Source organism: Fictibacillus sp. EA-CB0309 (genome assembly GCF_055814265.1).
Genome location: NZ_CP169271.1, coordinates 2,865,066 through 2,891,832, shown reverse-complemented (window position 1 = coordinate 2,891,832; position 26,767 = coordinate 2,865,066). Strand labels below are relative to the sequence as shown.

The 26,767-nt window shown below is 38.4% G+C and carries 32 protein-coding genes, 4 pseudogenes and 1 other annotated feature; of the genes and pseudogenes, 29 read left to right on the top strand and 7 right to left on the bottom strand.

The window, feature by feature from the left end; translation table 11 throughout:
* The first annotated feature begins 51 nt into the window (after positions 1–51).
* The 11 genes and pseudogenes from ACEWFH_RS16205 (at position 52) to ACEWFH_RS16155 (ending at position 6,185) form a co-directional block, all read left to right on the top strand.
* Entirely contained in the window at positions 52–306 is a 255-nt protein-coding gene (locus ACEWFH_RS16205) for a hypothetical protein (RefSeq protein ID WP_473724821.1), read from the top strand.
* A gap of 203 nt (positions 307–509) precedes the next feature.
* Positions 510–1,414, top strand: a pseudogene (locus ACEWFH_RS16200) (alpha/beta fold hydrolase).
* Between the two features lie 105 nt (positions 1,415–1,519).
* Entirely contained in the window at positions 1,520–1,933 is a 414-nt protein-coding gene (locus ACEWFH_RS16195; RefSeq protein ID WP_473724820.1) for a MarR family winged helix-turn-helix transcriptional regulator, read from the top strand.
* Positions 1,924–2,271, top strand: a complete 348-nt coding sequence (locus tag ACEWFH_RS16190; protein ID WP_473724819.1) for a DUF3147 family protein — start codon at positions 1,924–1,926, stop codon at positions 2,269–2,271. Before ACEWFH_RS16195 ends, ACEWFH_RS16190 begins: the two co-directional genes overlap by 10 nt.
* A gap of 13 nt (positions 2,272–2,284) precedes the next feature.
* Positions 2,285–2,491: a DNA-directed RNA polymerase subunit alpha C-terminal domain-containing protein gene (locus ACEWFH_RS16185; protein ID WP_473724818.1), complete on the top strand. Its 207-nt coding sequence runs from the start codon at positions 2,285–2,287 to the stop codon at positions 2,489–2,491.
* 33 nt (positions 2,492–2,524) lie between these two features.
* Positions 2,525–3,454: pseudogene (locus tag ACEWFH_RS16180) on the top strand (GNAT family N-acetyltransferase).
* 13 nt (positions 3,455–3,467) lie between these two features.
* Positions 3,468–3,752 carry a hypothetical protein gene (locus ACEWFH_RS16175; RefSeq protein ID WP_473724817.1) on the top strand — a complete coding sequence of 95 codons (285 nt, stop codon included), beginning with the start codon at positions 3,468–3,470 and terminating at the stop codon, positions 3,750–3,752.
* A 34-nt stretch (positions 3,753–3,786) separates the two neighbouring features.
* Complete coding sequence (locus ACEWFH_RS16170) at positions 3,787–4,041, top strand: hypothetical protein (RefSeq protein WP_473724816.1); 255 nt, start codon at positions 3,787–3,789, stop codon at positions 4,039–4,041.
* A 152-nt stretch (positions 4,042–4,193) separates the two neighbouring features.
* Complete coding sequence (locus ACEWFH_RS16165) at positions 4,194–4,754, top strand: AAA family ATPase (RefSeq protein ID WP_473724815.1); 561 nt, start codon at positions 4,194–4,196, stop codon at positions 4,752–4,754.
* 211 nt (positions 4,755–4,965) lie between these two features.
* Positions 4,966–5,433: an MFS transporter gene (locus ACEWFH_RS16160; protein ID WP_473724814.1), complete on the top strand. Its 468-nt coding sequence runs from the start codon at positions 4,966–4,968 to the stop codon at positions 5,431–5,433.
* Between the two features lie 71 nt (positions 5,434–5,504).
* Complete coding sequence (locus tag ACEWFH_RS16155) at positions 5,505–6,185, top strand: MFS transporter (RefSeq protein ID WP_473724813.1); 681 nt, start codon at positions 5,505–5,507, stop codon at positions 6,183–6,185.
* A gap of 70 nt (positions 6,186–6,255) precedes the next feature.
* On the opposite strand, the gene ACEWFH_RS16150 is transcribed toward ACEWFH_RS16155, so the two are convergent.
* Positions 6,256–7,194, bottom strand: a complete 939-nt coding sequence (locus ACEWFH_RS16150) for a sigma-70 family RNA polymerase sigma factor (protein WP_473724812.1) — start codon at positions 7,192–7,194, stop codon at positions 6,256–6,258.
* A gap of 157 nt (positions 7,195–7,351) precedes the next feature.
* Here ACEWFH_RS16150 and ACEWFH_RS16145 point away from each other — a divergent pair, with 157 nt between their 5' ends.
* Entirely contained in the window at positions 7,352–8,125 is a 774-nt protein-coding gene (locus ACEWFH_RS16145) for a serine hydrolase (protein ID WP_473724811.1), read from the top strand.
* 11 nt (positions 8,126–8,136) lie between these two features.
* Positions 8,137–9,093: an aminoglycoside phosphotransferase family protein gene (locus tag ACEWFH_RS16140; RefSeq protein WP_473724810.1), complete on the top strand. Its 957-nt coding sequence runs from the start codon at positions 8,137–8,139 to the stop codon at positions 9,091–9,093.
* 21 nt (positions 9,094–9,114) lie between these two features.
* Here ACEWFH_RS16140 and ACEWFH_RS16135 read toward each other — a convergent pair.
* Positions 9,115–10,031 (bottom strand): annotated as a pseudogene (locus ACEWFH_RS16135) (NAD(P)-dependent alcohol dehydrogenase).
* Between the two features lie 146 nt (positions 10,032–10,177).
* Here ACEWFH_RS16135 and ACEWFH_RS16130 point away from each other — a divergent pair.
* Entirely contained in the window at positions 10,178–10,462 is a 285-nt protein-coding gene (locus ACEWFH_RS16130; protein WP_473724809.1) for a hypothetical protein, read from the top strand.
* 134 nt (positions 10,463–10,596) lie between these two features.
* Entirely contained in the window at positions 10,597–11,073 is a 477-nt protein-coding gene (locus ACEWFH_RS16125) for a DUF5662 family protein (protein ID WP_473724808.1), read from the top strand.
* 40 nt (positions 11,074–11,113) lie between these two features.
* Here ACEWFH_RS16125 and ACEWFH_RS16120 read toward each other — a convergent pair.
* Positions 11,114–12,768: pseudogene (locus ACEWFH_RS16120) on the bottom strand (ABC transporter substrate-binding protein).
* A 103-nt stretch (positions 12,769–12,871) separates the two neighbouring features.
* Between ACEWFH_RS16120 and ACEWFH_RS16115 the strand changes: the two are divergent.
* A complete protein-coding gene (locus tag ACEWFH_RS16115; RefSeq protein ID WP_473724807.1) occupies positions 12,872–14,137 on the top strand; it encodes an MDR family MFS transporter in 1,266 nt (421 codons plus the stop codon).
* Between the two features lie 273 nt (positions 14,138–14,410).
* Here ACEWFH_RS16115 and ACEWFH_RS16110 read toward each other — a convergent pair whose 3' ends face one another.
* Positions 14,411–14,731 carry a hypothetical protein gene (locus tag ACEWFH_RS16110; protein ID WP_473724806.1) on the bottom strand — a complete coding sequence of 107 codons (321 nt, stop codon included), beginning with the start codon at positions 14,729–14,731 and terminating at the stop codon, positions 14,411–14,413.
* A gap of 177 nt (positions 14,732–14,908) precedes the next feature.
* On the opposite strand from ACEWFH_RS16110, the gene ACEWFH_RS16105 reads away from it, so the two are divergent.
* From ACEWFH_RS16105 to ACEWFH_RS16095, 3 genes are read left to right on the top strand one after another with little or no spacing between them, the layout of a single operon-like run.
* Positions 14,909–15,628 (top strand): hypothetical protein, encoded by a 720-nt coding sequence (locus ACEWFH_RS16105; protein ID WP_473724805.1) that lies wholly within the window; start codon positions 14,909–14,911, stop codon positions 15,626–15,628.
* 28 nt (positions 15,629–15,656) lie between these two features.
* Entirely contained in the window at positions 15,657–15,947 is a 291-nt protein-coding gene (locus ACEWFH_RS16100; protein WP_473724804.1) for a hypothetical protein, read from the top strand.
* Positions 15,948–15,959: 12 nt separating this feature from the next.
* Positions 15,960–16,589, top strand: a complete 630-nt coding sequence (locus tag ACEWFH_RS16095) for a pyridoxamine 5'-phosphate oxidase family protein (protein ID WP_473724803.1) — start codon at positions 15,960–15,962, stop codon at positions 16,587–16,589.
* 47 nt (positions 16,590–16,636) lie between these two features.
* On the opposite strand, the gene ACEWFH_RS16090 is transcribed toward ACEWFH_RS16095, so the two are convergent.
* Entirely contained in the window at positions 16,637–17,977 is a 1,341-nt protein-coding gene (locus ACEWFH_RS16090) for an FAD-binding oxidoreductase (protein WP_473724802.1), read from the bottom strand.
* Positions 17,978–18,480: 503 nt separating this feature from the next.
* Here ACEWFH_RS16090 and ACEWFH_RS16085 point away from each other — a divergent pair.
* Positions 18,481–20,451 carry an FUSC family protein gene (locus tag ACEWFH_RS16085; protein WP_473724801.1) on the top strand — a complete coding sequence of 657 codons (1,971 nt, stop codon included), beginning with the start codon at positions 18,481–18,483 and terminating at the stop codon, positions 20,449–20,451.
* Between the two features lie 22 nt (positions 20,452–20,473).
* Here ACEWFH_RS16085 and ACEWFH_RS16080 read toward each other — a convergent pair whose 3' ends face one another.
* Entirely contained in the window at positions 20,474–20,992 is a 519-nt protein-coding gene (locus ACEWFH_RS16080; protein WP_473724800.1) for a YfiT family bacillithiol transferase, read from the bottom strand.
* Between the two features lie 118 nt (positions 20,993–21,110).
* On the opposite strand from ACEWFH_RS16080, the gene ACEWFH_RS16075 reads away from it, so the two are divergent.
* The 6 genes from ACEWFH_RS16075 (at position 21,111) to ACEWFH_RS16050 (ending at position 24,594) form a co-directional block, all read left to right on the top strand.
* Complete coding sequence (locus ACEWFH_RS16075) at positions 21,111–21,644, top strand: dihydrofolate reductase family protein (protein ID WP_473724799.1); 534 nt, start codon at positions 21,111–21,113, stop codon at positions 21,642–21,644.
* A 150-nt stretch (positions 21,645–21,794) separates the two neighbouring features.
* Positions 21,795–21,989 carry a hypothetical protein gene (locus ACEWFH_RS16070; protein WP_473724798.1) on the top strand — a complete coding sequence of 65 codons (195 nt, stop codon included), beginning with the start codon at positions 21,795–21,797 and terminating at the stop codon, positions 21,987–21,989.
* 1 nt (position 21,990) lies between these two features.
* A complete protein-coding gene (locus ACEWFH_RS16065; RefSeq protein ID WP_473724797.1) occupies positions 21,991–22,410 on the top strand; it encodes a flavoprotein in 420 nt (139 codons plus the stop codon).
* A gap of 20 nt (positions 22,411–22,430) precedes the next feature.
* Positions 22,431–22,931 carry a dihydrofolate reductase gene (locus ACEWFH_RS16060; protein ID WP_473724796.1) on the top strand — a complete coding sequence of 167 codons (501 nt, stop codon included), beginning with the start codon at positions 22,431–22,433 and terminating at the stop codon, positions 22,929–22,931.
* A gap of 143 nt (positions 22,932–23,074) precedes the next feature.
* Positions 23,075–23,300 (top strand) — a binding site (T-box leader).
* Positions 23,301–23,342: 42 nt separating this feature from the next.
* Positions 23,343–23,804 carry an HIT family protein gene (locus ACEWFH_RS16055; RefSeq protein ID WP_473724795.1) on the top strand — a complete coding sequence of 154 codons (462 nt, stop codon included), beginning with the start codon at positions 23,343–23,345 and terminating at the stop codon, positions 23,802–23,804.
* Entirely contained in the window at positions 23,791–24,594 is an 804-nt protein-coding gene (locus tag ACEWFH_RS16050; protein ID WP_473724794.1) for a PP2C family serine/threonine-protein phosphatase, read from the top strand. The genes ACEWFH_RS16055 and ACEWFH_RS16050 overlap by 14 nt, the downstream gene beginning before the upstream one ends.
* A 45-nt stretch (positions 24,595–24,639) precedes the next feature.
* Here the strand turns inward: ACEWFH_RS16050 and ACEWFH_RS16045 are convergent, their stop codons facing one another.
* A complete protein-coding gene (locus ACEWFH_RS16045; RefSeq protein WP_473724793.1) occupies positions 24,640–24,990 on the bottom strand; it encodes a cyclic-phosphate processing receiver domain-containing protein in 351 nt (116 codons plus the stop codon).
* Positions 24,991–25,304: 314 nt separating this feature from the next.
* Here ACEWFH_RS16045 and ACEWFH_RS16040 point away from each other — a divergent pair, with 314 nt between their 5' ends.
* From ACEWFH_RS16040 to ACEWFH_RS16030, 3 genes are all read left to right on the top strand, one after another.
* Positions 25,305–25,550, top strand: coding sequence for a hypothetical protein (locus ACEWFH_RS16040; protein WP_473724792.1), 246 nt, complete (start codon positions 25,305–25,307; stop codon positions 25,548–25,550).
* 199 nt (positions 25,551–25,749) lie between these two features.
* On the top strand, positions 25,750–26,316 hold the full coding sequence (locus tag ACEWFH_RS16035; protein ID WP_473724791.1) for a GNAT family N-acetyltransferase: 567 nt from the start codon (positions 25,750–25,752) through the stop codon (positions 26,314–26,316).
* Positions 26,317–26,345: 29 nt separating this feature from the next.
* On the top strand, positions 26,346–26,699 hold the full coding sequence (locus ACEWFH_RS16030; RefSeq protein ID WP_473724790.1) for a hypothetical protein: 354 nt from the start codon (positions 26,346–26,348) through the stop codon (positions 26,697–26,699).
* Positions 26,700–26,767 lie beyond the last annotated feature (68 nt).

Below are 26,767 nucleotides of genomic sequence, written 5' to 3'. Positions count from 1 at the left end.
GTTTATCTATGTCTTATATTTAAGTAGATAGTAAATGGGAGGGAAGTACACATGGAGTCCATCTTATCTATTCTTGTCCTTGTATCCTTGATCTTCTCGATTACATATGTGGTTAGGCAGCGAAAGGCACAGGGCATAACCAGTGTGAAATCAGCATTAACATCCATCTGTTTCTTTTTGGTCGCAGTAATGAACCTTCTCGCATACTGGTTTGATTTCCTCGGGATCTGGAGCTGGTCAAGTACGGTCGTGTTGTTGCTGTTAGGGGCTTATTTTACGAAATATTTGCAGCCAGCTCAGTCATAGAATTACTGAAAATGTAGCTAACGTGAAATTATTGAGATTAATGTGAAATTAATGAGATTAACGTGAATTTATTTAAATTAATGTGAAATTATTCAAATTAACGTGAAATTAATTTTTCGCAAAGATGTTTTGTCTTTTAACAGAGGCGAGTTGTGGTTTTATTCATCTGGAAAAGACAGTCTAATAGTGGGGGAGCGATATAAATGATAATTCGTAATAAATACTTGCATATTGAGACCTATGGATCACAAAACAACCCTGCAATTCTCTATTTACACGGAGGACCAGGTGAATCTTGTTATGCTTTTACGTATCATCAAGCCAAGAATCTTCAAAAGGATTTTTATTTAATTGCCCTAGATCAAAGAGGTGTCTGTCGCTCAGAAGGTATTGTAGAAAATGAAGAGTTCGTACTAATGGATCTTATAGGGGATTGTGAGGCATTAAGGAAAGAACTCCACATAGATAAATGGTCTTTAATCGGTCATTCGTTTGGCGGTTATTTAGCACTTTTGTACGTCTCACATTATCCTGCTTCTATTGAAAAAGTGATATACGAATGTCCAACTTTTGACTTTGAATTAACAGCTAGGAGCAATCTTAGAAAAACAGCACAATTATTAAAAAAGTATGGAAACGATGTGAAAAGTGATGAGTGTTTAAAGTGGGCAGAAAGTGATAGCACTACTCAAGAACTGACCGAAATCTATGGGACGTTAAGCGATGAGCTGGGTGCGCACAGGATGGAAATCTATCGTTACAACGAATCTCACCCAACCGATTATTCACAGTATACAGATGAGGAATGGGATGAATTCTATGATCGTTCGGCTATTCATTATGAAAGGTTATAGGAAGAGGGGAAATATTTACTTCGTTGCTTCCGAAATTAAAAGAAGTGTCTCACCCGATGTTGCTGATGGTCGGAAAACACGATCCAGTAACCTGTAACAAACATATAGAATCATTTGCAAAAGACGTGAAAAACGGAACCATTTTCTTATTTGATGAGAGTGGACACACACCACATTATGAAGAGCCGGACAAATTTAAAGAAGTGGTGTGTGAATTTATGAGTAAGACGAAACAGAGGTCTACAAATAAATAGAGTATGTGAAAACCCCACCTTTTTTAGAATATTTGATTTGGTCTTCCTTTTATATCGTATTATAAGATACAATCTAACTATACGATATATAAAGAGGTGCCAACAGTGAGCTATTCATCACAAATTAACCAATATTGGACAGATATTTATTTTCGATTGCATTATCCAAATGGTGAAAAAATCACCCACCAAGTAGTACGAATTCTGCAGTTAATCGACAAGAACGAAAAAGTAGGAGTGAATGATGTTGCAGCCTACCTGCAGATTTCCCATAACACCGCTTCTGAACATGTGAAGCGGATGATTGGTAAGGACTACATCTTAAAGCAACGAGACCCACATGATGAACGCAAAGTGATACTTGGTTTGACTGATCTCGGCAAAGAAGTTCTCCATCAGAACACGAGTCTTGATGAAGACAAGCTAAATATGATTTTTAGTCAGATGGATGATACTGAAAGAGAGTTAATCACTCAAGCTTTCAAACTGTTAAGTGAGCGTGCAAAATCATGTATGTAGTAATGAAAATCCTTATTTCTGCAGGAGTAATTGCAGCAGTTACCGAAATTGCAAGAAGGTTTCCGAGCTATGGAGGTATGGTGGCTGCACTTCCACTTGTTAGTTTGTTAAGCATCATCTGGCTATACATACAAGGAGAGCAAACCACAAACTTAAGCAAATTTGCACTTGGAGTCCTTTGGGGATTCCCTGCGACTGCCGTCCTATTGTTCATTGTGTATGTTTCTTTAAAGCAATCGCTCTCATTAATCGTTTGCCTGGGTTTAGGTATAAGTGGTTGGTTCGTATGTATTATGCTTCAAGAGGTAGCTGTTAAGTTTGTGAAAAATGTTCTTTGAAAGGAATGTGCAAATGACAAATAAATCAGAAACAAACCTCCCGCCAAAATTAGCAAAACCCGCTCAAAGGGCACTGGCTTCTGCTGGCATCTCGACAATCGAACAGCTGACAAATTGGACTGAAATAGATCTTATGAAGTTACACGGTATGGGTCCAAAAGCGATGGCACAGCTTCTGGCTGCACTTGAAGAAAAAGGACTATCCTTAAAAAATTCGTAAATGCTTTTTATACATAAAAAGGAGAACGCTTACATGTCACAGATTACAATTAAAAAAGCAATACTGAACGATGCAGAAGAGTTAACTGTAATAATGAAAAAAACGTTTGATCATGAAGCGGAAAAGTGGCTTTCAAATCAAGACATCATCGATTACAATATTCAGCCACCGGGATGCTCATCTATAGAGATGACAAAGTACATGATTAGAGAATTGGAATACTTTAAAGTTCTGTATCAAGGATTACTTGTTGGAGGACTTATCGCAACGGTTTCCGGGAAATCATACGGCAGAATCGATCGGATTTTTATCGATCCAGCGTATCAAGGAAAAGGAATAGGATCAGCAGTTATCACCTTGATTGAAAAAGAGTTTCCTCATATTAGAGCTTGGGATCTTGAAACGTCTAGCAGGCAACTCAACAATCATCATTTTTATAAAAAAATGGGTTATGTAACAACGTTTGAAGGTGAAGATGAGTATTGTTATGTAAAACAAATTAAAACTGCCGGTGAACAAGACAGGTTAGTAAAAAACAAAGACCTATCTCACATGCAGTATGAAAATAGCAATTTAAGTCAAACCGACTATTATCAAGTAACCATGGAAGGTAGTTCGATTAGTAACAGCAACGCAAGTCACATACATATGAGCAACTGCAATCTTAGCCATTCTAAGTTTCAAAACATTAATTACCGGAACACGCTCTTTGCAGATTTGAATTTATCTGATAGTGAAATGATTTACGTCACTTTAGGTGGTGTACGGTTTACAGATACGAACCTTGGCGATCAAAATAAACCAATAACGTTTGAGCGATGTGATCTAAACGGTTCATAGATTAAGAACTGTGATCTAAGGAATGTTGAGATTGAAAGTAGTGACATGACAGGTATGAAGATTGATAACATCCTTGTTGAAGAACTCCTCAAGTTATATTATCAGTCCAGCAACATTAGGTAACGGAGGATACATCATGAATGACCCATTCCCAGAATTTATTTACTTACGTCCCATTTTTATAGCATTTATTATCATTCTTTTGGTGGTATTAGCTACGGTAAGTCTTCAGAGAAAGAATAAGCTTCTTAATCATTTCAGTTTTTACAGCATTCTATTGATTTGTTTACTCATTCCAACGATTGCATTAACCGCTTCAGGCTACATAGTAGATGAATATGGCCTAGGTGGAGACGCGCCTTCATTTTATATGTGGGTCGCGATAGTAGCTTTGTCTGTCTTAAACACGTTTGTTTTTTAATAAAAGAAGGTCGTGAAAAGGAGGCGAGAAAGGTATGACTTTGCGTTTCCCTCTTTCATTTACTTCAGTGATGCTTGTTGGTCCTATTACAAAATTATTCATTCCTAAAACCTGGGAAGTGTGGCAATATGCCTTATTATCAGCTGTTATAGTAATGATCTTACTCTGGTGTTTTTATAAAATAGGTCTTGATAAGAAAAATGTACCGATCTGGTTAGGTGGTTCAATCATAATAGCAGCATTTTTGGGATCAATTTATCTTTCTGAATTACTTGAGCGGCAAATATAAAGGATAAATTAGAGTTGGTCTTCCTTAGTTGACCAACTTTTTCAATTTAGCCTACACCTAAAAACATCTATTAACTCCAGATCTTATGGAATATTTTTCTTTTTCATAGTAGCATATTGAGATACAGATTTTTATTATTTTGGGGTGAACCTATGAAGCTAGTATTGTTATTTGGACCACAAGCAGTAGGGAAAATGACAGTCGGACATGAATTAGAGAAGCTGACCGATTTAAAACTCTTTCACAATCATATGACGATCAATCTTGTGACTCCTTTTTTCGATTATGGATCAAAAGAAGGCAGAAGGTTGGTAAACTTATTTCGTTCTGAAATTTTTGAGGCGTTTGCTAAAAGTGATCAATATGGCATGATTTTCACCTACGTCTGGGCATTTAACTTCCAAGCAGATTGGGATTTTGTTGAGAATGTATGTCAGGTGTTTGAGAAAGAAGGCGCAGAGATTTACTTTGTAGAACTAGAGTCTGATCTAGAAACTAGACTAGAAAGAAACATCACAGCGCACCGACTCGAACATAAGCCATCGAAACGCAACATTGAATGGTCGGAGAACGACCTTAAAACTTCGATGGACAAGTATCGATTGAACTCTCATGAAGGAGAGATCAAAAAGGAGAACTACTTAAGGATTAACAATACGTATATGAGACCAGAAGAAGTAGCTGATCAAATAAAAGAAACGTTTGGTTTGTGAATAAAAAAAGACAACACTTTACGGTTGCATACAAGTGAAACACAAATTATATAGTGATAGTAAAACAAATGGAAAATGAAAAAATGATATCCCCCAGTTTTTTCATCTCTTTCATTGATAAAAGGAGCTTTATTTCATGAGCAATCAGCCAATTTAATCAACCCGTTTTTTAACTTCCAATCTAAGAAACCATAAAAAACGGGGGATAATCTTGAACAAAAATCGTAGTTTTCTATTTCTTTTGTTAGGTCAGTCATTAGCGAATATTGGGGATGTTCTGTATATTGTCGGTCTCATCAGTGCTCTATACACATTAACCGAGTCGGCAGCTGTATCAGCATTCGTTCCATTCACGGTTACATTTGCTATGTTTATTTCTAGCATTCTTGCACCATTAGTTATTGGGAAAGTTAGATTAAAATTAATTTTAGTATGGTCACAGATAGGAAAGACTCTTCTCTTATTGGGTTTAGGCCTTTTTATGGTGTTAAACCTTAACACATCTAACTTTTACTTCGCATTTTTAATTATTGCTGGAATTGCACTTCTTGATGGATGTGCAAATCCAGTTCGGCAAGCGTTAATTCCATATTACGTAAAAGAAGAGGACTTAATCCAAGCAAATGGAGTAGCGGAAACAATCACTCAGTCTATTCAAATAGGTACGTGGTTCTTCTGAAGCTTACTGTTACTTGTATTTGATCCAAACCAGTTAATCTGGATTGTAGCTGCTTTATTTGCGTTATCTAGTTGTATGTTGACATTGTTAAAAAATGTGGCACACCAAACGGAAAGACAAGAAAAAATTGGGGTTTATTGACGCGAGGATGGCGAACGATTAATCATACACCTGTGTTAAAAACGATAGTGCGAATGGAATTTATCGAAACCATTGCAGGTGCAGTCTGGATTGCAGCAGTAATGTACGTCTTTGTCGAAAAAGCATTGAGAGCTGAGGAGCAATGGTGGGGATTTCTAAACGGTTCTTTTTTTATCGGATTAGTAATTGGGAGTATAGTATGCGTGAGATTTTCCCGATATATAGATAAAAATCAAAATGGTTTCATTATTGCAGGAGCTAGTATGGCTTGCATTTCAACCATAATGTTTAGTATGACCAGTATTCCTGTATTCGCATTAATCTTATCATCACTTATTGGGTTTTTCGGACAATTAAAGAACATACCTCAACAAACAGTCATTCAAACTAGTGTTCCAAAAGAACATCTACCTACCGTTTATACATCTATAGGTACAATATCATCAGGTGTATTTGGAATAGCTTCATTGACCATGGGAGTCCTATCTGATTTTTTTGGTGTAAGAAGTGTATTTTTCCTTTCGGGAGTACTACTTTTAATAGTGAGTGTTTTGGCCATTAAAGATAAGGAATTATTTTTGAAAAAAGAAAAGACACAAAAGAGCGCATAATGTTCTTTGATAAAAAGGAGCTTTCTAGTTGAAGCTCCTTTTTGCTTACTTAAAAACATAGACTATTTTTCTACTCATCTATCCAATTCAACGGTGGTTTGTTTAACTGTGGGGCGTACCCTAATTCTTTTGATGCTGCCACAATGAACTCTTTTCTAAAGAAAAAGCTTCGGTGGTAGACGATTCTTTCGTTTTCCACTTCTTGATATTGAATGTCATGGATGAGCGGCCCTCGATCTGTGTCCGCAAGCACCACAATAACCGGTTTACCCCATAACAAAGATTCGATGGCATGATGACCAGGCAGACCATAAGCAAGGGAGCCTTCACGAATCTCGTTCTTGTTCACTTCTAAAAATCCTAATGATGCTTCGTAATGTGCGTGGTCACTAATAAGTGCTAGCATTCCTTCTAAATCACCATTATTAAACGCGTTAAGGTATGCTTGGATAATCTTTGATTTTTGCGGTGTATCTTTTGGTTTTGGATTTATGGACTCGTACTTATTCTCTTGAAGTTTTGTTTTCATTCTGCGAGTAGTTGCGTAAACAGCGCCAGGCGTCGTCTTAATTATGCTCGCCACTTCTTCAGCATTAAAACGAAAGATCTCCATCAACAAAAAAACAGCAGTCAGCCTTGGCGTGAAAAGTTCAAATAGCTTTTCAAGTGCTTCTTCTAAATCAAGAGTGTCCACAAATTCTTCGGTAGGTTCATTCTCTTCATCTAAAATACCGAGTGATCGCTTTTCTTTTCGGCAATGGTCAATCCAGGCGTTGGTGGCGGTGCGATAAAGATAAGATTTAAGATTCGTAGGATGCCATCTTGTATATAAACCGCCAAGGGCTTTAAGCATCGTTTCTTGATACAAATCCTCACCATCCCACGGAGACCCGGTAAGATACCTGCAATATTTCCATAATCCATCACTAAAATCACGAATTTCTTCATCAAATCTTTGGCGCAGTTCATTTGACTGCGCGTGAAGCGTATTTGTTGTTGAATGAGACAAGTTGAAAACTCCCTTCATTTTACCGTTCACTATGTACGACGATTTCTGTACCGATAATTATACGCTTTTTACAGAAATTTTTTGGCGAAATTTGAAAGGAAATATGGTATGGTTTAATTGGATAAAAGTTACAATTGGATATGAAGGAGATTTTAATATGCAACAAGTCATGGAAACCTTAATTAACATTGAATCTAACAAAGTGGGATTGGTTGTTTACTCAACAGAAAAACAACAGATTGTTGCTTCATTAGATTCTCAACTCATAGTTCCACTAGCGTCTGCAGCCAAAGTAATAATCGGGTATTGTGTAACTAAATTGGTGGAACAGAATTTGTTTCAGTGGAATGACATGATCGACGGATGTAAACTTGATCCAGAAGAAAACAGTCATGAGCTATATCCTCACTTTCAAGGGAGGACTTCTCTTTCGCTAGGAGATTTGGTGGAAATTATGATTGCGTGTCACGATAGTAAAGCAGCGAATAGTGTTGTGGAATTTTGTGGAGGATGGGAAAGGATTAATGAAGAGATCTGCAGAAATTTTCACGCTATAACCATCACACCAGATCCAAGAGACATTGAAAATAAAGGTAAAATTGATCAAGTGCTTGAGGTTTTGATTACGATTTTCATAGGTTATCAGACTGAGCCTGAAACTTGGAAGCCCGTAATAAATGGCCTTGTGCGTCCGTCAGACCATCTAGAAAACATTCCTAAACATCATTTAAGTCATATGAGTGGAGGTTTAGAGAATGTGGTTGTGGATATTGGTATCCTAGGTGAGTTCCAACAACAGCCTTTTCTCTACGTTATAGGTGCAAATCACTTGCCGAATCGCTATATCAATTCGTTTTCAGATGAAAAAATAGTAAAGGCTATGAACTTACTATATCAAGAATATAATCAGACAAAAGAATTAACGACATAAGGAGAACGGCAATGGGCATTATTCTACCGAAACCTTTTATTAAAACAATAAAAGGAATTCATGGAGAAAAGGCGGACAATTGGATAGAGAATTTCAACTCGTTTCTTTCAACATGGGAACAACGATACAGCCTCCAAGTTCTAGAACCATACAATCTCTCTTACAATTTTGTCGCTCCCGCTATTCGAAACGATGGACAAGAAGTGGTACTAAAAATTGTACTTTCCCAAAATGAATTTCAAGCTGAATTAAAAGCGCTTCAGCTTATGAAAGGCCCGGGAGTAGTGGAAGTACTTGATTATGACGAACACCATGGAATCATAATGCTAGAGCGTTTGAGCTCTGGGCATACGTTAGCTGAATTGGAAGATGATGAAGAGGCAACGCGAATTGCTGCAAATGTTATGAAAAAGTTGATGGTTCCAGCACCACTTGACTCAAACCTTCCAACAGTCATAGATCGAGAAGATAGCTTGAAAAGAATCTACAGAAATCATAGCAATGAAAAGGGACCAATCTCTAAAGAAACGATAAAAGAAGCGCTAAACATTTTTGAACACTTAAACAGCTCAATGGAAAAACCGTATTTGCTTCATGGAGATTTACATCACTACAACATTTTAAGAAATGGGGAATCATGGGTTGCGATTGATCCAAAGGGATTGATTGGTGACCGTGAATACGAAGTGGTTCAATATCTGCTGAACAAGTTGCCAGAAGATCATGCTATAGAGGCAACAGAAAAGCGAATTGATATTTTCGTGGAGAATTTGAATCTAGACAAAGAGAGGGTTTTGTTAAGAGCTTATTCTCATGCTGTGTTAGCAACGTGTTGGACGGTGGAAGATGGAAATTACAGCAAAAGCTTTTTTAGTACGATTTCGCTTTTTAAAAAGTTGTGTGATAAATACAACATACGGACATATAAGCAACCCAATGAGAAAGACGTACACTCTAACAAATTTTAAGTAGTGTACGTCTTGTGTTTTCTAGTACGTCTCAAACGTGATAACGACGTCCCCTACCTTGTGGCCGGTTTCTACATATTCATGAGCCTCAGGGGTTTCCTCAAGCGTGTACTTTCTATCTATTACAGCTCTTAATTTTTCATTTTCAATAAGTTCCTTAAGTAAAATTAAGTCGTCAACGGTTTCTTTTGCGATTCCTTGTCCGTCAACTGTCACAAATGTTCCTTTTGAAGTCAATGCTTTTTGCGCTTGAGATTTTGTGCATTTTCCAACTGCATCAAAGATAAGATCGTACTTTTTTCTCTGCTCGTAAAATCCTCTTTTCTGTAATCGATAACATGATCTGCGCCTAGAGATTTCACTAATTCTAAATTGGTTGGTCCGCAAACACCTGTTACTTCTGCCCCAAAGTATTTTGCAAGCTGTATGGCTGAAGTCCCCACAGCTCCTGATGCTCCATAGATCAAAACTTTTTGTCCGCTCTGAATGTTTCCTTTTCTAAGAAAGTAAAGAGCTGAAGTTCCTCCAAAGGGCACAGCAGCGGCTTCTTCAAAGGTCGAATTTGAAGGCTTAATTGTAACGATTGCGTTCTCAGGAATGCACGTATATTCGGCATGAGCCCCAAAACGCATACCAGTTAATGCATAAACATGGTCCCCTTTGTTAAATCGGGTGACATTTTTGCCGATTGCTTCAATTTCTCCTGATAATTCTACTCCAAGTATCGGCTTTCTTGGTTTTCTAATTCCTAAGAAAAGTCGCATTGGAACCCAGAACAAGGGTGGACATTTAAAACCCCGAACGCGGCAGTCACCAGAAGTAACAGTGGTTGCATGGACTTTTACAAGGATTTCATCGTCCTTCGGGAAAGGTTTTTCTACTTCTTTCATTCGAAGAACAGCTGGTGAACCATATTTCGTACATACCACAGCTCTCATAATTTTCCTCCATCCATATTCATTTCATTATAATTAGCATATGATTTACTTACAGCTAAAAATGACATTGGACGTATACAGTATAGATTTTGGTGTAGGAGGATTTCTTACTAAACAGTAAGAATGATAAAAGTGGGGGGATAACTATGACTTTAATAAAACGCTTTTTCTTTAAACGTTCGAAAAATAATATTGGAGAGCTGTTGAGCATCTTGGTTGTATTTTCAGTCCTTCAATTCGTAGATTTTGCTGTTTTAAGAAGCCAGCCTTTACTTTTCATACTGTTTATTTTAGGAATCATGGTTATTTTTAGAGTATGCGATGCGTCATTTGATAGGTTACTAGGCGATAAGAACAAGGTGATTGGATCTGGCCCATATTTTATTTTTATTTTCCTCTTTATCATCGTAACCACTTATATCGGAAGCTAAGTGTATACTGATTTGACGATTCTAGAAAGATTTTTTACAGTCGCGGCATTTGTATACTTTCTTTTTCTATATGAAAGTGTAAGATACAAAGGGACTTATTTTGCAGACGAATTATTTTGTTAGGGGATGACCAAATGGCAGCGTACTTGAAGTACCTCCTTTATATAATCGAACATAAACTTAATGTTTTCATAGAATGCTGGAAAGTAGGGCTCTTCGTACAAGCGTTCATACATGATTTGTCCAAGTTTCACCCTGTTGAGTTCTTTCCATACGCCAGGAAGTTTTATTCGAATAAGAAAGTGAATGAGATGGAATGGCAGAACGCATGGCTACATCATCAACATCATAATAAACATCACTGGAACTATTGGGTAGTCGATCAGGTCAAGAGAGAAGCCGTTCCTATACCGAGAAAATACATACTTGAGATGATTTGTGACTATCGTTCTTTATCGAGAAAATGGGGAAGTAAAAGAACAGACATTAACATTTCAGAACGGCTCATTCTAAACTTACTAACGGAAAAAGTGATTTTGCACCCGGATACGAGGAAAGAGTGTGAGTTACTTATTCAAAAAATGGAAAGTAAAAGTATTCCAGCTACATAATTAAGGACCTGAATTCCACTTCAGATCCTGTTTTATTTTCTCATTCTTCTATTGTCGGACGCACCCAAAGCTTCGAAAAATCCACATAACCAAAATGCTTGATGTTAACATTCATTAGCTCAGTTGAAAAAGGAATGAATCGTTTTTCGTAATACAGTGGAATCATGATGGATTCTTCAATCAGTTTCTTTTCAAATTCAACGTTTAACTTTGTCCATTTTTCAAAAGGTGTATGTATATATTGGCTGATGCGTTTTTGCCATTGCTCCTCTTTTTCCAAAAGAATTGGAAGTGGGGCAAAGCCGTTCGTTAAGAAAAAATAAAATGAGAGATCTTGATTCAACTCAAAGATCTCCCCATGAATAAAAAGGTCTACGTCCTGACTTGTTGTCTGTTGAAAATCGTTTCTTCAAAAGACATCCTTTTAACTTCAACGGAAATGTTGTCTTGCTGGAGCGTATTGATTAACCAACGGCTCGTCTTTTCTGTGTGATCAGCGACTCTAATGATAAGTGGTTCAGTAAAAACAGGGCGTTCGATCTCTGGCAGTGAAATCTTTTGATTCTGTCCAATTAGACAGCTGTTATCGTTTGGGGTTGCTCGTGGATCATACTCTGAAATACTATGGCGATTCAAAGCAATCAAATGATGTATGTATTGTCGGACTTCTTTCCGTGCGATCTGAGAGCCCTTGCGATAGGCATTCATGATGAGTACACCAAAACCAGAGTCACTTTCAACTTGAAATGTATCTGAATTCTCTGGTTCAAGTGATGAGTGATAGACAATCGGGAATTCTTTTGGAACTTGAACAAATTCTACGGCATCTAACAATGGGCGTTCTTGAAAATGTTCTTTAAATGCTGTTAACGTTGTCTTTTGGTCGGTGTTCTCTTTTAACATGAAGCTCCCAGTGCCATAGAGATGACCTCTGTTTTCTTTATAGATGCTCGCAGTCATCGTACTTAACAACTGAAGAATGTAGCTGCAGCCTCCCGGGAAAAGAATATCTACCACGAGCGGTGATTTTGTAACCACCTCTTCAACAGGAGACCATAGCTCTTTATTTTGCTCATGAACACGTAACTGCTCTAAACAAATCACCACATCATCGGCAGTTAATAAAGATCCATCATGAAAGTTAACATCTTTTCTTAAGTAGAGCCGCAGTTTAGTAGGAGAGACATCCCAGCTATGTGCGAGTTCAGGAAAAATCTCCCCTTGATCTGTAATGGAAACAAGACGATTAAACACGTTTGCTACCATATGAGCGCTGTGTGCATCTGCTGCTTCTAGGGGGTGAATGGTTCGAAAGGGGTAACGTTTCGGCACGACTAACTTGTCTTGGGTTTTTTGAACAAATCCAAAATGAGAGTGAAATTTGTTCATCAACCGCATTTTCGTGTCAGTTGACCAATCAAACATTAAGTATTTACTGCTTTTCTCTACAGGCTCTGAATCTATGAACTTTTCTACTTTCTCTTCAAAAATATCTTCAACATCCTTCAGCCATGCTAGCTGAGAGACGTTTCCTCTTCCGCGACCTGGAGTGAATTTCAGCCATCCTTCATCTGTCCACTTTTTTAAATAACGAGTCGTTTGTTTTTGACTGATCTGAAGCGCTTCAGCAATCTCTTCTGTTCGAATGCTGCCAGTTGAAAAATATCTCCACAGAATAAGCAATTTATTATCCATCGAACTTCTCCTGTCTGTAAAAGTAGACACACTTTTTACAAATGTCCATTTTTAGATTATTAAGTCTAGTTTAATATTACAATACACAGAAGGAGGGGACAATATGGGATGGAAAGATTACCCCCAAAACATTAAAGTACGGTTGATCACATCGTTCTTTAACCGGGCCGTTTCATCGGCCGTTATGCCTTTTATGGCATTATTTTTCGCAACAGAAAAGAACAAAATATGGGCAGGGACGTTCTTGATCTTAACGGTTGTGATCGGATTTATTGTGAATTTAATCGGTGGCTACATATCTGACCGCTTTCCGAGGAAAAAAGTATTAATGTCGACTTCTTGTTTAAGTGCCGTCATGTTTTTACTCATGACAGTGAGTTTGTTTCCAAATCAAAAATGGATTATGCTCTTTGCTGCGGCTTATATTGGATTTATTGTCACTAGCAGTCTCGGTAGACCGGCGATGCACGCGATAATTATGGATTCTACAACGCCTGAAAACAGGAAAGAAGTATACACGCTCGATTACTGGATGGTGAACTTGTCTATGGCGATCGGTGCAGCACTTGGCGGTTTGCTATATGTGAGTCATCAGAAAGAATTATTCATCTTATTGACTGTAACATCCATTAGTATTCCGATCGCGTATGGTATATGGTTGCGTGACGAGTTCAGCGGATTTTTGGAAAAGAAGCACGCAAATGTGTTTATGGACTTATTTCAAAACTACAAAGTGGCTTTACAAGATTCAGCTTTTGTTAAAGTCGTGATCGGTGGGACGTTTATCTTTTCAGCTGAGTTCACACTAAACAGTTACATTGGAATCCGGCTGGCAGAAACGTTCGATTCTATTCATATCGGGGATTTTGAAATTAGCGGTGTACGTATGCTCAGTATGCTGAACATCCAAAACATGCTTATGGTCGTCTGTTTCACGTTCCTGATTAACCGAATAACGGACCGGTTAAACAAAAAGAACGCGTTACTGATCGGACTATTGTTATACGGAATCGGCTATGTGACGGTTACTTCTGCAAATACTTGGTACATCCTAATCTTGTTCAACATCATCGCGACAATGGGCGAGTTAATTTACTCACCAATTAAAGAAGCGGAGAAAGCGAACATGATTCCAAGTGATAAGCGTGGTTCTTATTCAGCGTTTGCCAACGTTTCTTTTAGCGGAGCGGATATGCTTGCACGTTCAACTATTATTCTGGGAGCGTTCCTCGTTCCGATGATGATGTCCGTTTATATGGGAGTTGTTATCATGATCGGCGCATTTTTCATGTATACAGGATTGTTCGTGAGAGAACGAGTTGCGGAAAAAGTAGTGAAGAATGAAGTTGCTTCACCTGTAGCGAAGTAAAATGAAAGGGTATGACTCAAAAACTTTGAGGTCATGCCTCTTTTCGTGTTGTGGGGTATGGGAATATTCATATGTTGAATGCGAAATTAAGTTCTATACGTGGTAATTGCTTATAATTACGAGGTAATCAAAGATAATTACGTATATAACGCCAAAAATTACGTACATAAAATATTTTATCCGATTTTCGACAATATTCGTCATACGCAGGTTCTGTTTTGCCGATAAAAACAAAAAAAGAAAAAGCCTGGAACCATCTCCAAGCTTTTCTCATCACGAATTTGGTTCTTTTACAGAAGCGATCTCAATCTTTTCAACAAACATGTTAAAGACGCTTCGTTTTTCTTCGAGCTTCTTAAGCTGTTGTTTCAGTTCGTTGTATTTTTCCTCGAACGGCTGCTGATACGTTTTCTTGATATTCTTAATCATTTCTTCATTGATGGTAGATTGAATGACTTGTTTGGTGATTCCGAATTTATAAGAATAGAGTTGAAGTTCTGTCTTCACTTTCTCGTACTCTTCATCAATTTCTTTCTTTTGTTGCTCAATCTCATCTTTCCATTCAAGCAGAGCATCTTTTACATACGGCTCCATGTTTTGCCTCCTTACAGAGTTCGTTCTTCTGTCATTTCTTTTTTATGTACTCTATACACTATTTATAATGAATCGCTCATTTATGGGGGTATTTTCATACGTTGACTAAATTTTTCCATCGATTTATGATTGTTTTAGATACGGAAATGGAGAACTGAAGGAAAGGATAACAGTTGAATGCAAGAAAATTTATTAGAGAGAAAAATATTAGCTACCATTGTTTCAACTTTTGCACTAGTGATGGTAATGTTTGCTTTTATGTGGATAGAAAATACAGAATATCAGGCTGATGACGTTCACTATGGAATGGGATTTGCATTATCTACCATGGCTTTCGGGATATATGGAGGATTAATCATTCTCATTTACGGAAATATTGCTTCGGTAATCATTGAGTTTGTTTTAAACAAGTGGTTTACAGTGAATACTTGGGTGTATGTTTTACTGCATGGTGTATTTGGCACCGTACTTATTTCCTCTCCCGTTCTAGCTCTTATTGGTGTAATGACAGCACTTTTTTATGCATTAATTGATCGATGGATCCTTTACAGAACAAAGAACAAAAAACCTTTGCGTATGTTCATCATTGTCCCATTAAGTATATATATTGCAGTTTGGGCTGGGTTGACATTACTTTCGCCTGAACCACCCCCATTTACAGAAGAAGATGCTATTGAGTTCGTTTCTGGTGGTAATACTTACGATGATCAGTTTCCTGATCAACCAGGTAAGGTTACGGAAGGACCTGTTACAAGGGAAACGCATGTCAAAGAAGTAGGTGATGAAGTTTATATTGTCACTTTTAAAGAAACGAGAACGAATATTGAAGATGGTCATTGGTGGATCTCATATAAAGTAGACAGGAATGGTTCTTCATTAGAAGATTCGAGTCATTAATATTTAAAGAAGAAAGGTGCTGTGTCAGATGCCAACAATAGGATGGCTGTTCGTTGCGATCGTGTTAGGTGGAATCATAATAGGTTCATTGATTCAAAGATATCGTTATCGGAAAATGAAGCTTATTTACACGGCATTTGGGCAGGAGAACTACTTTAAGATCATTTCAAAATTAAAAAGCAGCGGCGTAACTTTCAAGGTGAAAATACCATTGCAAGGGTTAGGAGCGAGAGAAAGATCTATTGTCGACAACACTCAGTACGATATTTATGTAACAAAAGAAGAAGCGCACCGAGCGGGAGCTGCTTTACGCAAATAAGGGGATGGGTTTATGTTGAAAACGATGAACTATGTCACGAGTCAAGAAGAGCTAAGACAAATGCTTGGTAATCCCAGCCTTAGAGGGCAGAACAAAGTGATCGCCAAAATCGATGAACATTGCAGGGATTTTATCTCGAAATCTCCTTTTCTAGTGATATCAACTTCCGACGCACAAGGGAACTGTGATAGTTCGCCAAGAGGAGATGCACCAGGATTTGTTTACGTTCTAGATGATCAACACCTCATCATTCCAGATCGTCCAGGCAATAAGAGGGTTGATTCGATGTTCAACATCCTTTCTAATCCTAAAATCGGCATACTGTTCATCATTCCTGGCATGGGTGAAACGCTGAGAATTAATGGAGAAGCATTGATAATTAAGGACGAAGAAGTTTTAGAAAAGATGGCTTTCAACGGAAAGTCTCCGCAACTAGGAATCTTGGTAAAAGTGAATCAATGTTACATGCATTGCGGGAAAGCTTTTAAGCGATCAGGTCTTTGGGAGCCGGAGAGCTGGTACAACAAAGAGAATCTGCCGAGTGCTGCGAAAATTTTAGCTGCACACGTCAATATGCCTGAGATGACAGAGGAGAGGATCATCTCTGATCTTGAGGAAGGTTATGAGAATAAGCTTTATTAACAAAAAGGACCTGAGAATACTCGGGTCCTTTTTGGTATATAAAGGTTTTAAGAGGTAGCTGGCGGAACACTCTGTGGATGATTAAATATATTTTCTGGATCATATTTTGCTTTTACTCTTTGGAGTCTAGCAAAATTTGTTGCCCAATAGGCAGATCCGAAATTTTGAATATTTTCGTCTGGAACGTTAACATAGGAACCGATTGTATATGGTTTTAACTGCTGACGTACTGCTTCGACTGATGCAAGACTACTCGCTTCTTCAGATTTATCAACCCACGTTGCGTTCCATTCTGTATAAAACAACGGATCTCGCCAATAGAAGGCTGTTTTGTCTTTTGGCACTCTGCTGATCGCACCGCCCCAATTGGTAAAATAGAAATTGGATTCTGTTCCAGGTGCTTCTTCTAAAAATTTTTTCATTACCGCAATTGGTGCTTCTGGCCAAAGATTAGTCGCCCAAGACGAAGAGAACTTAAAGTTTTGATCAGCATAAGGTGGTTCAGGTGGATCAAGGAAATCGATACAGTCTGGATAGAAGAGCGTTTCTATAACTACTTCGGAAGGTGTCCCAGCATTTAGTAAAGGTTGCAGAATTTGAATCAATTCAGGTCTTGAACCTAAGAAAAGGCCAGTTACTTGACATAATCCATTTACTTTGCTGTAGATCTCTATATAACTGCCCAATCGTGAATCTACAAACGGCATCAAATTCTGCCATGCTTCAAATACTGTTTCGAGCTGTTCCCATGGCCAAATAATGTTAAAGACCGTTGCGGTTTCAGGTGCACGATGAACTTTAAACGTATATTCCGTATTGTATCCAAACGTACCACCACCGCCTCCTCTAGACGCCCAAAACAAGTCTTCGTTGCAAGTTGGACTGGCTTTAAGAATCCGCCCTTGTGCATCTACGGTCTCGAGTGCAAGGAGGTTATCTGATATGACACCAATCGTACGAGAGAGTAACCCGAATCCGCCACCGGTTGTTATGCCACCGATTCCAACTGTCGGACTATCGCCAAAGACAGCCATAAAACCTTCTCGAGCTAGACTTTTTACAAGTGGACCAACACGAATTCCCGGTTGAACGGTAGCGATTCCCTTTTTCTTATCTAAGTGAACTTTATTCATATCACCTGTATCAATAACAAGTCCGCCCTTTACAACATTGAACTCCTTGTCTAGAGCATGACGGCCGCTTCTAACTCTTAGTGGTACATCATTCTCACGAGCCCATATAATCGCATTACTTACATCACATGCATTTTGTGCAAAAACAAAGACAAGAGGAAAAGTATTGACATAAGGGTTCCAGTTTTTAACGGCTTCATTATAGCCTGGGTCCCCTTTAAAAATAACTCTTCCTGTTAACTGTGTAGATCCCATGAATTCAACTCCTGACAAAACATATTTGTAGATATATAACTGTATGCAAGAACTGAAAATACGGTTAACAATTTTCTATGGGTGAATGGCTGAATAGAACAAGAAGTACAAAGTGTGTTTTGCTTAAAAATGTCCTGGAATTTGAAGAGAAGGTTAATAATTCGGGAATACTTAAACGATGGGGTGGGGGCTCAATTCTCAAATCTTTTTAACACTCAAAAGCCATAAGCTGTTAACTTGGTATACGCTATTACACATGCTATCATTTAAAATTATAGTTTTATAAAGTGGGGTGAGACAGTGCGACAACTACATAGAAAACATCAGTGGCTAGCGAGGTTAATGGCGTCTGACCCCGGATATGTCCGATTGCAAAAAGCGGGTAGAGCAACGGCTAGCTTGATTCTTTCCATTTTTTCAACACTCCTGATTATGCGCTATACTGGCCATTCAGGGGCATCACCCCTGCCATTGTCTCAGGTATGCTTGGGTTGATGGGTATCATGGTCGTTATGGATGATACGAAGAAACAAATGAAAGTTACGACAGTATTGCTTGGAATTTCAGCCATGCTCGGGATCACGATTGGTTCTATTGTTGCTGGTCATGCGTACTACATCGATGTAGTTCTAGTTTGGAGTGTATTTTGCAGCTTTTATTTCTCGAGATTTGGTACACGCTATTTTTCCCTCTTCATGATCTTCTTCATGACCGTTTACTTTTCTTCTGTTTTAAAGTTATCCAGTGCACAGCTGCCATGGTTTTATATCGGTGTTTGGTTTGGTGTGATCTATGCCTTTATATTTAATTTCTTTTTGTTTCAAGATACGGCTAAAAATCTTAGAAGCAGCATCCGATCCTTTCATATTCAGAGTAATTTAACACTTAATCTCTTAATTGAAGCAATGAAGGATAAGAAGACAGACCCTTTGCGTAAAAAAGAGCTAGAGAAAAATGTTTTGAAATTAAGAGAGTATGCGTTAATCGTTTCGGGTTATATCAACGCAAATGATGTCCAAAAGATGTGGCCAGGATTGCTGCCGAACCAACTGCGATTGTATGTCTTTGATACAGGCATGCTGATAGAGACACTGATTGAATCTGTTCGAGGGCTTAAGAAAGCGGATGCCCTTGAAGTTGATGAAATTAAGCAGCTGCTGATTTCGGTGACAGAGGCAGTACGTGATGCGGAAGTACTTGCTCCAAATGTAAAAGACCAAAATATACAACCAGCTGAAAAAGCGGTGCAGCAACTGCGTTTATTGATTATGGAGCTGTTCGAACGTGAGGAGCCGCCAAAAGGATGGATCTATCTCATTCGACGCATTGAATCGATTGCGAATCATGTGATTGAGGGAGCTGTTAGCATTCAGCAATCTCTTCACTCTCATCAAGCCTCAAACAAGGTTGAGGAACTGCTTGAGGAAAATGCAGACGAAGAGGAGTCTGCATCAGGTGATAAAAATTTGAAACCGTCTACCAAAAAAGCATATCAAGCTTTAGTTGCAGGGGTTATATCAATCATCGTAGGCTTAATCATATCGCCAACACAGCCATACTGGGTTCTTCTTACGGCATTTGTTGTGTTGCTTGGAACGGAATCGATCGGCCGAATCTATACAAAAGGATACGAGCGTTCATTAGGTACGATCATTGGGGCAGTGATAGGGTTTGCCCTTGCCAAACTCCTATCAGGCCATACGGTATTGGAGGTTGTCTTTCTTTTTGTGGTCGTTTTTTTAGCTTTTTATTTGATGACAGTTTCCTATATGTTGATGAGTATGTTTATCACGATGCTGATCGCATTTATGTATGATCTTTTATTAGGAGGCATCACACTTACACTCATTGGAGCGCGTGTGCTTGATACGATCGCAGGTGCTGCCATTGCGTTAGGTGTATCGTATATCATTTTCCCGAAAAAGACGAAGGACAAAGTAGCTGAATCTATCGATGATTTCTTAGGTGAACTTACTCCATTTGTGACAGAGTATGTAAGAGGCTTTAGAGAAGATGTGAACGTGAAGGATCTTTCAGAAAGTGCGTTTCAATTGGACCAAAAGCTTCAGGTGATAAGAGATGAAGCACAATCTTTCTTACAACGTCCCGGATCTCCTATCTATTCTAATATGGTTAGATGGATGACGATGCTAGCGGCCATCAACTATTATGCAAGGCATCTCGTTGCTTCAGCTTATCGAAAGGGGTTTGATTATCCCGAAGAGTTAGTTGAAGTGTTTATACAAATTGAGAAAAAACTTAAAGAGAATATTGATGCGTTAACTGAACTCGTGAAAGGGAATGAAATAGATGGTGTTCTTCATTCATTAGAAGAGGAGCGCGAAAAGATTGAACGGCTTGCACCGACCCGAAAACAGTCTAATCGTGATTTAATCCATCATCTTTATTATGTATGGCGAATTAATCGATCCATTGTGGAGTTAGGATATGAACTAGGAGCAGGGAAGGAGTAGTGGATACTCCTTCCTTTTCGTATTACCAGCCTTTATTTTTCTTTAATGAAGTAATATGTGCCGTATGGTGTTTTCCATGCCAAGCATAAATCCCAATGTTTTTTTCGATGGAAACCTCACCAGAAACAGGGTGAATGAACGTTCTTTTTAAATCAGCAGGTGTTACGTTTTTTAAGAGTTCAACTAACCGCTTATGTAATGCATCAAGCAACGATAACGAAATCTCTATCGGTAAACGTGAATCGGAAAGCTCTGCCCAACGTGCTTCTTCATAAGCTTTAATCATAGGTTTTTCTTCTGTTAAGGCTAACTTTAATCGAATAAAAGCATTCATATGGCTGTCTGCCATGTGATGAACCACTTGGCGGACCGTCCATCCCCCAGAACGATAAGGTGTATCAAGTTGCTCTTCGTTCAAGTTTTCAACAGCAGCTCTTACTTGTGATGGAAGTTCTTTGATCGCATTCAGCCAGCTATCAATCACTGAACTCGTAATTTCTCCTTCATGATGAAAAGGACCGATTGGATATTTTTCGTTCATCTCATATTCCTCCAATAAAAAATGATCATTCGTTACCTTAATATGAAAGAAGATGTCATGTTTAAGGGTTATACTATGGATATCTTTATTTTAAGTGTAGTAGAGAGGAGTCGTCAAAATGAATAAAAAGCGTAAGGTGATTTTATATATTGCAGCAAGTGTTGACGGATTTATAGCAAAGGAGAATCAGAATATTGACTGGTTGTCAATCGTGGAGCGGCCGGGTGAAGATTACGGATACGGAGTATTTGTTGATACAGTGGACACGGTTATTATGGGGCGGAAAACGTACGACAAAGTCTTATCCTTTGGAATTGAATTCCCTCACAAAGACAAGAAATGTTATGTGATTTCCAGAACAAAAACAGGTAGTGATGATAACGTAGAGTTTTATGGTGGTGATCTTAAGGAACTGATTGAAGAACTAAAAAGCAAAGAAGGTAAGAACATTTTCATTGATGGAGGAGCAGAGGTTGTTAGGGAACTGAAATCTCAAAACTTGATTGATGAATACGTGATTTCCTTCATTCCAATCATGCTTGGAAAAGGCATACAACTATTTAAAGAAACAGATGCAGAAAGCAAGCTGGAGTTAGTGGAGAGCAGAGCATTTGAGTCTGGGTTGGTGCAGGTGATTTATAAAACAATTTAAAGTGAGCAGCAACTCTCTATGGGTTGCTGCTTTTGTATTATGTCCTGAGATTAATCGGAAGGAATATTTGCATGTGAAAAGAAGTTAATAAATGAAGAACTAGAGGATTTTAAATGTGAATTTGTTATTCATGGAAAGAGAGGTTTTATAGTGAATCAATTGAAGCGATTTGTCGTGCAAAAAACATCTTCTGATGATCATGAAAAAGTTATAAGCCTTTTAACTAAATTAGATTATGTGGCCGATAACTTAAAGCTAAACCAGTTTTATCAAGATGATGGTTTTGAACATATGGGAGAAACTGATAAACATAGTAAATACAAAAAGCACTTTAGTAGGAGGTAATATGTTAAGTTCTTTTCAGATGTTTTATGAAGAATTTAAAGAAAGTTGGAGAAACTCATCTATTGTAGGAATTAAAGAAGTTCTTTCGCTCAATTATCAAGCACGGGAAATTAGAGGTCAGGATATCGTTGATTTTGAATATGCTGAATCCGTTGAAGGATGGGGTCAAGCATTTAATCAGTTGAAGCAGCAAAAGGCACAATGGATTCTAAAAGAGGTTGAAGTTTTGACCTTAAGAGAAAATGAAGTAATGGCGATCCTCTGGGCTTCCTTAATTATCGATGGTATACCACTAAATACCGCAAACTTATTCTTTGAAACCTTTAGATGGGAAGATGGGAAATGGAAGTTGATCAGAAGCTATATTGAAGCGGGTTTACCGTCTGAAAAAATGGGAAGTCTTGCACTAAACGGAATTTAAAAGGTAAGGTTGGATGATTCGTGAATATTTCTTTTATCGTTGCAATGGACGAAAACAGAGTGATAGGAAAAGATAATGACTTACCTTGGAGACTTCCACGGGATTGGCATTATGTCCAAAAGATAACGATGGGTAAACCCATTATTTTGGGCAGGAAAAACTTTGAATCTATCGGGAAAGTATTACCTGGGAGAAGAAACGTGATACTTACAAGAGATAACCATTTTACTGCAGAAGGTTGTGATGTTGTTCATTCACTCAAAGAAGTGTTAACGACATGTGCACATGATGAAGAAATTATGATTTTTGGTGGGGAAGAAATCTACAAGTTGTTTCTTCCAATGGTAACGAAAATGTATATAACAAAAATACATCATGCATTTGATGGTGATACCTTTTTTCCTGAGCTTGATTATAGTGAGTGGAATGAGATTTCTAGAGAGAAAGGAATAACGGACAAACAAAATCCTTATACTTATTACTTTCATGTATACGAAAAACTAGAGGATGAGAAAAACTAAGTGGATTGAGCTGCAGATTTTAATTCTGATTGGGAAAAGCGATCATCCTGTGAAGATAATTACTTAAAAGCAACAGTTTTTAAGAAAATACTTTACAGAATTTTCTAAAACACCTATGATTAGTAAAAGTTTTCCATGATAGGATAAACGCTTTGATTAGGAGTAGTAAGGAAGAGTCTGTTGTTTAGAGAGCTGTTGAATGGGTGAAAAACAGCCAACGGAAATCCTGAACTCGCCTAGGAGTGGTCAGGCTGAGAATTAAGTCTGGACGGTTCACCTCCGTAATGAGGTTTTGAGAAGGCTTGCTTTTTAATGTGCAGCGAACCAAGAAGAGTGGTACCACGTTAGGAACAGCCTATCGTCTCTTTATGAGATGATGGGCTTTTTATTTTTACCGAGGAGAGATGACGCATGACTGGAGATTGTTTTATTTGCAACAAGCAAAAAGGAAGCATTGAAACGGCAGGGGTCAAGGTTTATGAAGATGAATTTGTCTATGTCGGTCATATTGATAGAGGAGGCAGACCTTCTTACTTAGGGCATATCATGATCGATCTTAAGCGTCATGTGCCATCTCTTGCTGACATGACACCAGAAGAAGCAAGTGCATTCGGACAGATTATGGCGAGGGTGAGTAAAGCGGTTAAGGAGACCGAGAGCGCCGAACACATTTATGCGCTAGTGTCAGGTAATTCAGTTCCTCATCCGCACATGCATATTGTTCCTCGTTATCCAGGTACACCCGAAGAATTTTGGGGACCAAACGAAGTGTACGACTGGAAAGATGCACCATTTGGAATGAACGATGAGATTGTGAAAATATGCGAACGGTTGAAAAGATACATAGAGGAGGATTCGTATGTTACACCATGAACTAAATTGGATTGGAAGTGAAAAGACTTTTGTTGATGAATTAGATGTGATGCAGGTAAGTAGGGTTACAGTTGGAAGGTTTGGCGGCAACTCTGCTGCTGGTTCTAATAAGAACGAAGACGGTTGTTTAGTGTGGTCAAATGAAAGTGAGAATTGGGAATTTACGATGGTTCTTGATGGGCACAAGACGGCTCAAAGTGGTGAGCTGGTTGTTGGTCACTTTAATAAGATGAAGAACAAAATTACGAGTGCACTGGCAGAATCCGCAGGTCCAGCGTTGAAAAAGATGGACAGTCTCATTCTCGACATTTTTCAAGACCCTGATTTTATGGAATCATGCCGCAAAACGACTGGTGAAACGGCTTGTTTAATCGTGATTCGAAAAGAGAAATATTTGTGGTGGTTTTCAGTTGGAGATTGTATTGTTCATTTACTACACCCTGAACTGACCGCACTTGGAGAGAGGCAGCTTGTGCAGAGAAGTTTTTACGAATGGGTTGGCGAAGTGAACACGTTTGAACTTCCGGTTCCTTGTTACAGCACGGGTAAAAAAGAAATGAGGCAGGGGTTAAATCAAATCTTCATGACCACGGACGGCTTAACAGAATGTCCAGGTGTTTCTTATGAGGATCCGGCGACTATACAGGATGTACTTTCTGAAGCTGGCATTAAAGAAGGGGTACGGAAACTTTTGTCTGAAGTAAAAGATAACAATGTTAGGGATAGCACAACAATCATCGCGTGGTCTGTTGAAATAGAGGAAACAGCCAGTATGCCAAGTGATGTGTAAAGCTGCTCCCTCCGGTAAAACGTATGCAGGGATCTATTTAGTTATCTACTTAATATCTAGGTAGTGTTGAAGTACTCGTGGCGGAATGTACTTGAGTGGCAGTGGACGTAAGGAAACGATAATGGTTTGAGGCATGATGAGGTCTTTTTGAGCTTGTTTGAGGCAGTTGTACATGTTTTTTCCGCCTACTGAATTGGCAGAATGAATGGTGATTCGATTGGCAAACAGCTGTTGATCGACCATCATCTGAACGAGCATGAGACCATTTCTGGTATTGCTGACCAGGTCGTGATCGAGCGATAAATGTTCAATGTCGCGAGTTCTTAATAGTGCCAAACATTCATCTATGGTTTCGACGTAAACGTAACCTTCAGGCGGGCTACGGTAATCATCCATAAATACGCTGATTTTCTCCATTTCTTGCACTCCCTTCCATTAACGGAGGGTGACTAAGAAAAGTCGAAGGCCCTAAGTTATTTTAATATATTAATTATAACACACTATGACTATTTATGCTTTTGGGCGTATGGAAGCCTTACCTAATATCCATCAGTAGGTGCTTAGCGACTTTTGTTGAGAACAGTATTTTCCGCATTTAATTATTAATCTATTAAATTCTTTATCAAATCGCTTTTTCCTTCCGCACTTAAAAGGTATTTTATTAAGAAAAGAGGAAGTGTTACTAGTGGATTTTTAAAAGGGGTGGATTAATGGCTAACGTTGATAAACGTAAACGACTGGATGAAGAAGTTTTTACGTATCGCATAACGAAAAATAAAACCGTCTTTATTCATTATCAAGGTAAACAAGTCATGGTGTTAAAAGGAAAAGAAGCAGAGAAAATAATGAACCGAATTGAACAAGCTTCGACCGACAAAGATGTTCAACTGATTTTAGCAAAAGTAACGGGGAATTTTAAACGGGGAAATGAAAAAGATTCTTCAATGAAAAAGTGATGAATTTATGAATTTCGCACATCTGTTGGCGATGAGTTTATTCAATAAGAAGTACTTCAACTGGTCAAACAAGGTATTTTTGAATATGAAGGAATCCTGATGGGGATGAGGAATTATAGTGTGAGGCTAGCAAAAAAATAAAAGGTAAAGATATCACTTGAAAGATGATCTTTTACATAAGAAACGGAGAGAATTGAGTATGAAACAATGTGTGGAAACGAATGTGAAATTAGCTGGTGAAAATATTTATATCAGGCTGCTGACAGTTGAGGATGCCGAGAAAATGGTGAGACTTCAATTGGAGAACAGGGAGTTTTTTAGTAAGTTTGCTATGGAACGCAGTGATGATTTTTATACTGTTGAAAACCAGCAGAAACGTCTCCAGATGCTGGTGGAAAACGCAAAACAAGATTTAGATTACTATTTTGGTATTTTTACAAAAGAGGAAAAAGAGTTGATCGGAACGGTTAATCTGTTCGCGGTGATGCGCGGATCGATCCAAAGCGCGTTTGTCGGATACTTTTTAGATGAAACGCACAATGGAAAAGGCTATACAACAGAAGCGGTTCAACTCATTGTGAAGTACGCGTTTGATGAGCTGAAACTTCATAGAGTCGAAGCAGGTGTGATGCCACATAATATTGGTTCTATTCGTGTGTTAGAGAAGGCAGGTTTTGAAAAAGAAGGACTAGCCCGCAAAAATGTGAAGATTAACGGAAAGTGGGAAGATCACCAACAGATGGCGATCATCAATCCAGCTGACTGATGAAAAAATGGCTGGTCGGGCTCTTTCTGGTGATGAGTTTAGTTGGGTGCAATGAGGATGAAAAGTTAGTCCGTATTGATTATCAACATGGTGAGATGCAAACGGGAGTTGATGGAATAATAACGGATGAAGACCAGATAAGATCGATTGGTGCGCTGTTTGAAAACGTGAAGTGGGAAAATGCGAAAGTGCAGATGTCGAGAAAAGAAGATGCTGTGTTAACCTTTTTCTATCTGTATGATCCGAACATGCCTGAGAGATTGGAAGAATATAAAATTTGGTTTCATGACGATAGGTCAGCGGAGATTGTGGATTCGAATGAGCATAGGTACGGGAAGTTGAGTATGGCAGATGGTGAAAAGTTGAAGACAGCGATTAAGTGATGAGTGAGTCTAGGTGGTTGTCGAATATCATCACAGAATACAATTTTATCAACATTAACATTTTTCCT